The sequence below is a fragment of the Trichocoleus desertorum AS-A10 genome, assembly GCF_039962155.1.
Taxonomy (GTDB): Bacteria; Cyanobacteriota; Cyanobacteriia; order FACHB-46; family FACHB-46; genus Trichocoleus.
This window is the reverse complement of sequence record NZ_JAMPKN010000043.1, coordinates 22,457-29,901: the sequence shown is the minus strand read 5'-3', so window position 1 is coordinate 29,901 and position 7,445 is coordinate 22,457. Positions and strand designations below refer to the sequence as shown.

Below are 7,445 nucleotides of genomic sequence, written 5' to 3'. Positions count from 1 at the left end.
TGCTACTCCAAATCAGTTGAGATGTTGAAGTGTTCACTTCGGTTGCTGCTGCATTATTTGAAGTATCGAACAATTCCTCTCTCAGCTTAAATCATTACCTATTCAGCAACGCCCTTCTTGGTTCATCGTGCAGAGAGGGCTGAGGAATGTGTCAGCCATTTTGACATCCGACAGTACTCGTAACCAATGCCTCGATTTATCCCTGTGACGAGATAAGTGGTCATGTGACCTCCGATCGTTGCGAAAGAGTATAGTAGCCAGTGCAGCCTGTGACTAGGAGTGGTTCTGCGATGTCTGAGCGTCCCTATGATGTTATTCTCTATGGTGCCAGTGGTTTTGTCGGCAAACAGACCGTGCAGTACTTTGCCAACCATGCCGGGGAAGAAGTACGATGGGCGATCGCGGGCAGAAATCGCCAGAAGCTGGAAGCCGTTCGTGCTGAAGTCGGTACCACCGTCGATGTGCTCGTTGCCGACGGTCAGGACGAGGCGGCGATTGATGCCATTGTGTCTCAAACCCGAGTGCTCCTGAGTACGGCTGGCCCCTTTGCCCTCTATGGCAATGCCCTGGTCGATGCCTGCGTGCGCTTCAGAACGCACTACGTTGATATCACAGGAGAAACACCCTGGGTCAGAACCTTGATCGATCGCTACCAAGCTCAAGCCACCGCTGATGGCACTCGCATCATTCCCTGTTGTGGCTTTGATTCAGTGCCCTCGGACCTGGGCGCCTACCTCATGGTGCGGCATCTACAACGAGAGCTAGGAGTTCCTTGCCAGCAGGTGCAGGCTTACTTTCAAATGTATGGCGGGTTGAACGGAGGAACACTGGTCTCGGCTTTCCATCTCTATGATTCCGCCGGGGCCGCTCAGATGAATGACCCATTCCTGCTGAATCCTTCTCCGACTCCCCCTCCCGCTCAGGCTGAGCGCCACCGTGACCCCCAAACGCCCTCTTTTGCTGCCGACCTCAACACTTGGGTCGCTCCCTTCGTCATGGGGCCTGTCAATACCCGCATTGTCCGTCGAAGTGCTGCTCTCTACGAGGAGTGGCAAGACTCCTACGGACCTGACTTCACCTATCAGGAGTATCTCAAGTTCGATGAACCGCTGTCGTGGCTGAAAGCAACGAGTGTTACCGCTGGCTTGGCTCTATTTACAGGCATTGTGCAACAACCCCAAGCGCGATCGCTGCTGCAACCGCTCTTGCCGCAACCAGGTGATGGACCGTCTGAGCAAACGAGGAATGATGGGTGGTTCTCCTGTGAACTGGTCGGGACTGCAACAGATGGCCGCCAAGTGCGAGGACTGATCCGAGGCCAAGGAGACCCAGGCAATCGAGCCACAGTCAAATTTGTCTGTGAATCGGCTCTGAGTCTAGCCTTGCAACTAGATGAACTACCAGGTGGGCAGACACGCGGCGGGATTCTGACGCCTGCGACTGGCTTAGGTAAAGTGCTGGCAGAGCGCTTACGCCGAGCTGGAATGACTGTAGATGTGACTCTATAATTTGTGGGCTAGGATTGAAAGCAGGATCGGTGGATGGATAGCTAAGCACGAACATTCCCTAACGGGAGCAGCCCTGCTCAGGGAAGTGTGTTGGTGAATTCGAGTGACTCGAAGTTGTTGAAAGGCTCATCATCATGCTGCCTGCTAAGGAGAGCACGATCGCCCTGCCGCTAAATCCTAATCTACCCTCTGGCTTACGCTAACATTAATTCCTGAATGCGCTCTGGCTCCTCTCCCAACCAATCAGGATTTTTGGCAGTGCCATCATAAATCGATGAAGTTTTGAAGGGTTCGAATTTACCGCTGGTTCCTGCCGTTGCCGTTTTTGCCAAGAGCGATCGCACCTGCTCCTCGTTCAGGGGCTGAAAGGTTCGCACTGCTTCCAAGGCTTGATCCAGAATTTCCAGACTATCAATTCCCGTAATCACCACCGACGTCGGCAGATTCAGGGCATAGTGCAGGCATTCAATTGGCGTTGCTGTATTGGAGCGTAAAAGCACGCCGTTTGCCAGACTTTTCATGCCCAAGATGCCAATGTTTTGCTTCACCAGTTCTGGGACCACTAGCTTGGCAAAGCTTTGGTAGTGAGCATCCATCACATTCAGCGGCATCTGTACCGCATCGAACTTAAACCCCTGCTGAGCGGCAACTTCCAGCATGTGGAGATGAATTTGAGGGGCTTTGTGCCCGGTGAAGCCAATGTATCGCAGTTTACCAGCTTCTTTTGCTGCAACCAAAGCGGCATGGGCTCCTGCTTCATCAAAAACTCGATAGGGGTCTTCGTAGCGGATAATTTCGTGATGCTGGACCAGATCAATGCAATCTACTTGTAGGCGCTGCAAAGATTCGTCTAGCTGTCTGGTGGCTTCTTGCTTAGAGCGACCGTCAATCTTCGTCATTAAAAATACTTTGTCTCGGTAGCCATCACGCAATGCTTTTCCCATCCGCATCTCGCTGAGGCCACCGTTATAGTCCCAACTGTTATCCATAAAGGTGATACCGCGATCGATCGCACTGCGAACAATGCGGAGCGCCAGCGGCTCATCCACCCGTTCTAAGCTGAGGTGCCATCCGCCCAACCCGATCGCAGAAACGGTCTCCCCAGTGCTGCCTAGGGTTCGGTAGAGCATTTCTGATTGTGATGTACTTTCTGGCATCTGTTCTCCTTACCTGCCCGCTAGAGCCTCAGTGCCTCTAGCTATGAGCCAATTCAAACACAAGAAAAAGTTCTCACTCTCTGCCTAGAGACACACTCAGGCAGACTGGGGATCGCGGTAGAAGGACGGTTGAACTATCGTATGACTCTTCTCGGTTGAGCGAATTTGCTGCCTAAAAAGTGAATGGTTTTGATCTCAGCATTCATTTCAGCAGGACAGAAGATATTCCATTAAACACACAAGTTATCGGTAGGCTTACCGTATTACTGTCCTATGGAGCTAGTGCTGGTCGAAACGGCGGATGCTGTTGAACAGCGGTTTCTTGTCACCAATCGCACCTAATCAATCCACTGTTGATACAAATACTCCAGTACCCGTTGAGTGGCTGGAGCACATTGGGCTAAATCCGTATAACTCAACCACGCGATCTCCTCGATTTCAGATTTAGCGATGATTTCACCCCTGTAGTCTGCCTGGAAGCAGCGCATTGTCACCTGAGTTGGCTCTGTGTATCCATGCGCGACTTCCTGCACCACCATCACCTCAGTTAAGGTTTCAGCAATCAGGCTGACATTGAGTTCGTCCTGAACCTCTCGGCGCAATGCTTCCCAGTCAGACTCACCCTTCTCCCGCTTGCCACCAGGTAGATAAAACATATCCTTGCCCCTTGTCCGAGCACACAAAACCTGTCTATCCCTGATGCAAACCCAGACAACGACCTCAATGATAGTGCACTCGTTTCAACTAGTAGGCATCGATTCGAACAGTTTAGAAAGCAGCTGTAGAAACCGATCTCCGAACACGGCGGAGAGTATCCCACACAGCAACACAAAAGCAGCCGAACCAATGTAATGAACAAGATGAACGGCCTCCGGTGTGAAGTACATGCCATAGGAGAGTGGAACCAGGATCAAGAAAGACCCCAGGATTGAACCCAATAAAAATTGAGTTGCTCTACTCCGCCAAGTTGGAAGACTGGGTTCGTTGTGTTTAGATTGCATCGTCAGATTTACAACTCAAGCTGTGTCTATTCTAGAGCCAGACCAGACAGAGCATTATTAGGTTCGAGTTCTAAAGGATTCTAAGATTTTAGGAGTTGTTGCCAGTGATGCTCTGTCTGGTCATTGGCTGGAAATAAACACTCAATCCTGAGTTCTTGTAAGGTAATGTCGTAGGCTGTTCCAAGGGTAGCGATCGTCGAGAAAAATTGCAATTCTAGATCTCCTCGTTTGAGATGAACGGTCAGCAGCACGGTATTTTGAGCCGCACGAGCAGCAGCGTGCCAAACCCCAGCAATCCCAGGATCACTCATTAACTCAGTCAATAACGCTTGGGATTGTTCACTTTCACCTTCAGCAATTGCTTCTCGCTGCAAGCGTTGTAACAAATGCACCGAAAAATCATCCCAGTTCACCACAAAGGGACGGAACCCTTGAGGATGAAACATTGCTCGCATCAGGTTGACTTTTCCATCACGATAGAAGTGGGCTTGCAGTTCCTCTGGGCTAATAAAAGCGCTCAGCAGTCGATTGGCAGCTTGATTGGTCAGCAGCAAGTTCCAGTAGCGATCGACCACAATCGCCGGATAGGGTTCCTGCTGTCGCAGCATGAAGTCAAGTGCCTTACGGATCGAAGTCATTTCAGGAGCCGATAGGTCAGTCTCTGTGTGAACAGGAGCAAATCCAGCAGCTGTCAGCATCAAGTTTTGCTGTCTTAACGGAATCTCTAGCACCTCTGCTAGTTGTAACACCATTTCTCGGCTGGGTTTGGCTCGTCCCGATTCCAGAAAGCTAATGTGGCGTTGAGACACTTGACTGGTCACGGCTAAATCAAGCTGGCTAAATCCTCGCTGGCTCCGCCATTGCTTCAGAAGCCGTCCAAACGAGTCGAGGGGTGGATTTGAAGCATGGGTGTGTTGCTGCATAACCAGGTTGGCAAAAGATAGCTTTGATTACCTGAGAGGTAATTGCTTTGATTATCTCCCTATTCCATGATGACAGCATCCTGATTGAGGGTAAACCCGATGTTGAAGGCAACGAATCTTCCAACAACCCACGCATTCAACAGTATCAAAGTTCTGTATTTGATACTGACCATTGTCGGTTCCATTGAACCCTGGTTCTGGCTCCTGCAAAATCCCTCGGCATTACTTTCTCCCTCATTTTTCCTGCACCAAGCCTTTGCGAATAACATTGCAGCAGGGCTGACAACGGATTTACTGATTTCTGCGATCGCCTTCTTTGGCTTTATGTGGATTGAACTGAAGCGGTTAAACATCCCACGAGCCTGGATCATTCTGTATATTGGATTGACCTTTGGCGTTGGGCTTTCCTGTTCTCTACCCTTCTTCCTATACCGTCGAGAGCAACTTCTAGAGCGCCCTGTTTGAGATTATCCGAGATTAACTGGGGAGGCAAACATGAGTTCAAAGCCAATAGCAGGCGCGATCGGAAGACCCGCTTCTGAGGTTGAAATCAATGCCTCCCTAGTTGACTCTCTTCTAGCCGCACAGCATCCCTTCTATTGAGGAACGGGTATGGATCGAGAGGCTGTGGTGTTGGATCTGGGTGAGTCGTTTAAAGAGGAGAAGAATGGCTAGGCATTGGATGGCTCTTGCCTGGTTTCCTGAATACTCTGAATGGCTCGTTTCGCAGAGATACAGACACCACGAAACAGCCATTCAGGGCTTGCTGTAAGGGGTTGAGCCCGGCTTGGTTTTTCAGAATTCCCAAAGCGATCGCTGCATCTCGTTGCACATCGGAATCCTCATCCGTTAGCGCTTTGATGAATACTGATAACGAGCGATCGGCAGGGATTTTTTTCAACGCTTGCAGGCTAAACTTCCGGAAACTGTCAGAACTAGGTGCTCAAACTGAGGGCAGAAGCCTCTACTTGGTAGACTGGCTCCTGCCCTCACCTCCCATCCAGCGGCTTTCCATGAATTCGCCCATTGCAGCTGCGCCCACACGACTCCACTGCAACGCACGACTAATTTACGGTTACTCTGTATTTCGCTGCAAGGCGTGTCGTCGCACCTTCAACGATCGCCAAACAGTAATTCAATCAGAGCTTCCACTAGGCGATCGAAACTCATATCCAGGATGTCCTTACCTTGCAGCATCTCCATCATTTGATAGTAGTAGCTCAACGTTCCAGAAATAATCCAGGCCACGGCTGCTGGGTCTGAACTGCGGAGTTGAGGAGCCGCTTTCAGAAGATCCGCCGAAACCTCCAAACCCGGTTTTTCAAAATGCTCGACGTAGAACCGAGCTAGATCAGGAAAGCGTCCCGATTCCCCCACAATCAACCGATAAAAGTTCATTCGCATCGGATCAAGATTTTCCGGAGTAATGCTCTTCGCCGCTAGTATTCGTAGCTGTTCTACAGGGTCAGCCGGCAGCGGCTCTGAGGCAAACACCTGTTGGAGATGCTGCTCAGCGGTGTATTGCACGATCGCCGCAAACAGCTTTTCCTTACTCTCGAAGTAGCTGTAGAGCGTTTCCTTCGATACTCCTGCCGTGGTTGCAATCCGAGCCATGCTGGTCGCGGCATAGCCACCCTGCAAAAACTCTTGCAGGGCTCCTTGCAAAATTTGCTCTGCCTTGGCGGTTTGCTTGGCTTCCTTAAGCATCGTACGACCTGAACCAACCCATTTATCGTACCGTACAGTACGGTCTAAAGACTACCCGGTCGGGTGAATTGGCCATCAAACCACTGAGAGTACGATTTGAATTAGTCGAACTAGACCGTTCGGTTCGGCTAATAGCCGACAATTGCTAGACCCTGTGATTTCTTGAAGAAACACTTATGAAGACAGTAGTACAGCACGCCCAACCTAAAATCCTTGAATCTGGTCAGGGGGATATGCATTCCATGCTGACGCACACACTCGTATGGAAGCTAGATGGCAATGATACGAACGGTCAGTACGCTGTGTTTGAGATGATCGATGCGGCTTATGGAGAACCCCCGTTGCATCGCCATCCTTGGGAAGAAACTTTCTACATCCTAGAAGGCGAACTCGAAATTACGTTGGGCCATCGTCAGCAAGTTGTAACCGCAGGTGCAGTGAGCCACATTCCTGCCAATGCGGTGCACACCTTTAAGGTGCTCTCTGCGATCGCTCGGGTTCTGATGATCGTTTCACCTGCGACTGCTGCCGAATTCTATCGGGAAGTTGGCGAAAGAATCACCAGCTTGCCACCGGATCTCACTGTTTTACAAGAGATTTCTGCCAAGTACGGCTTGCGGTTTGAGTGACATCATGGGTAACACATGGAGGAGATGTAGAATGCTCATCCAAACGAGTGCACAAACTACCATTAATGCACCTATTGAACGAGTGTTTGATGAGTCGATTGACTGTCAGAATCTGCCCAGGTGCTTCACAGGTTATCAGGCAATTCCTGCCATTTTGAGTGCAACTACGACCGATGGGTTATCACTCCACGCAGGTAGTACGCGCATTGTACACAACAGCGATGGTTCTAAAGTCACAGAACGCATTATTTCTCTTCAACGTCCTACCCTTCAAACCTACGAATTGCTAGATGGGCTCAAGCCGCCATTTTCATGGCTTCTACGTTCTGCTTCTGGCAAATGGTCCTATCAAGCGATCGATTCAGGAACGCAGATCACCTGGCAATTTGAGTTTGAGATGCGGCATTTACTTGCCTATGTGGTTTTCCTGGCAATGGTCAAACATCCCTTTCAAACTGCCCAGAACATTTGTCTTGCCAATCTCAAACGGACGATGGAAGATTCTGATTGAGGACTCAGT

At 50.2% G+C, this 7,445-nt stretch carries 9 protein-coding genes; 4 read left to right on the top strand and 5 right to left on the bottom strand.

The window, feature by feature from the left end; translation table 11 throughout:
• Positions 1 to 290: 290 nt before the first annotated feature.
• The gene (locus NDA01_RS26540) at positions 291 to 1,508 is read left to right on the top strand and encodes a saccharopine dehydrogenase family protein (protein WP_348230351.1); all 1,218 of its coding nucleotides are present in this window, start codon (positions 291 to 293) and stop codon (positions 1,506 to 1,508) included.
• Between the two features lie 194 nt (positions 1,509 to 1,702).
• Here NDA01_RS26540 and NDA01_RS26535 read toward each other — a convergent pair whose 3' ends face one another.
• From NDA01_RS26535 to NDA01_RS26525, 3 genes are all read right to left on the bottom strand, one after another.
• Positions 1,703 to 2,665, bottom strand: a complete 963-nt coding sequence (locus NDA01_RS26535; protein WP_348230350.1) for an aldo/keto reductase — start codon at positions 2,663 to 2,665, stop codon at positions 1,703 to 1,705.
• Between the two features lie 338 nt (positions 2,666 to 3,003).
• Positions 3,004 to 3,390, bottom strand: a complete 387-nt coding sequence (locus tag NDA01_RS26530; protein ID WP_348230354.1) for an NUDIX hydrolase — start codon at positions 3,388 to 3,390, stop codon at positions 3,004 to 3,006.
• Between the two features lie 356 nt (positions 3,391 to 3,746).
• Entirely contained in the window at positions 3,747 to 4,589 is an 843-nt protein-coding gene (locus NDA01_RS26525) for a helix-turn-helix domain-containing protein (RefSeq protein ID WP_348230349.1), read from the bottom strand.
• A gap of 99 nt (positions 4,590 to 4,688) precedes the next feature.
• Here NDA01_RS26525 and NDA01_RS26520 point away from each other — a divergent pair, with 99 nt between their 5' ends.
• Entirely contained in the window at positions 4,689 to 5,054 is a 366-nt protein-coding gene (locus NDA01_RS26520; protein ID WP_348230348.1) for a DUF2834 domain-containing protein, read from the top strand.
• Positions 5,055 to 5,241: 187 nt separating this feature from the next.
• On the opposite strand, the gene NDA01_RS26515 is transcribed toward NDA01_RS26520, so the two are convergent.
• The gene (locus NDA01_RS26515) at positions 5,242 to 5,490 is read right to left on the bottom strand and encodes a HEAT repeat domain-containing protein (RefSeq protein WP_348230347.1); all 249 of its coding nucleotides are present in this window, start codon (positions 5,488 to 5,490) and stop codon (positions 5,242 to 5,244) included.
• A gap of 212 nt (positions 5,491 to 5,702) precedes the next feature.
• Positions 5,703 to 6,296, bottom strand: a complete 594-nt coding sequence (locus NDA01_RS26510) for a TetR/AcrR family transcriptional regulator (protein WP_348230346.1) — start codon at positions 6,294 to 6,296, stop codon at positions 5,703 to 5,705.
• Between the two features lie 176 nt (positions 6,297 to 6,472).
• Between NDA01_RS26510 and NDA01_RS26505 the strand changes: the two genes are divergently transcribed.
• A complete protein-coding gene (locus NDA01_RS26505; protein ID WP_348230345.1) occupies positions 6,473 to 6,925 on the top strand; it encodes a cupin domain-containing protein in 453 nt (150 codons plus the stop codon).
• A gap of 31 nt (positions 6,926 to 6,956) precedes the next feature.
• Entirely contained in the window at positions 6,957 to 7,436 is a 480-nt protein-coding gene (locus NDA01_RS26500) for an SRPBCC family protein (protein ID WP_348230344.1), read from the top strand.
• Positions 7,437 to 7,445 lie beyond the last annotated feature (9 nt).

Coding starts and splice junctions, on each gene's coding strand:
- NDA01_RS26540 (WP_348230351.1), top strand. CDS start 291: ATGTCTGAGCGTCCCTATGATGTTATTCTCTATGGTGCCAGTGGTTTT.
- NDA01_RS26535 (WP_348230350.1), bottom strand. CDS start 2,665: ATGCCAGAAAGTACATCACAATCAGAAATGCTCTACCGAACCCTAGGC.
- NDA01_RS26525 (WP_348230349.1), bottom strand. CDS start 4,589: ATGCAGCAACACACCCATGCTTCAAATCCACCCCTCGACTCGTTTGGA.
- NDA01_RS26520 (WP_348230348.1), top strand. CDS start 4,689: ATGTTGAAGGCAACGAATCTTCCAACAACCCACGCATTCAACAGTATC.
- NDA01_RS26510 (WP_348230346.1), bottom strand. CDS start 6,296: ATGCTTAAGGAAGCCAAGCAAACCGCCAAGGCAGAGCAAATTTTGCAA.
- NDA01_RS26505 (WP_348230345.1), top strand. CDS start 6,473: ATGAAGACAGTAGTACAGCACGCCCAACCTAAAATCCTTGAATCTGGT.
- NDA01_RS26500 (WP_348230344.1), top strand. CDS start 6,957: ATGCTCATCCAAACGAGTGCACAAACTACCATTAATGCACCTATTGAA.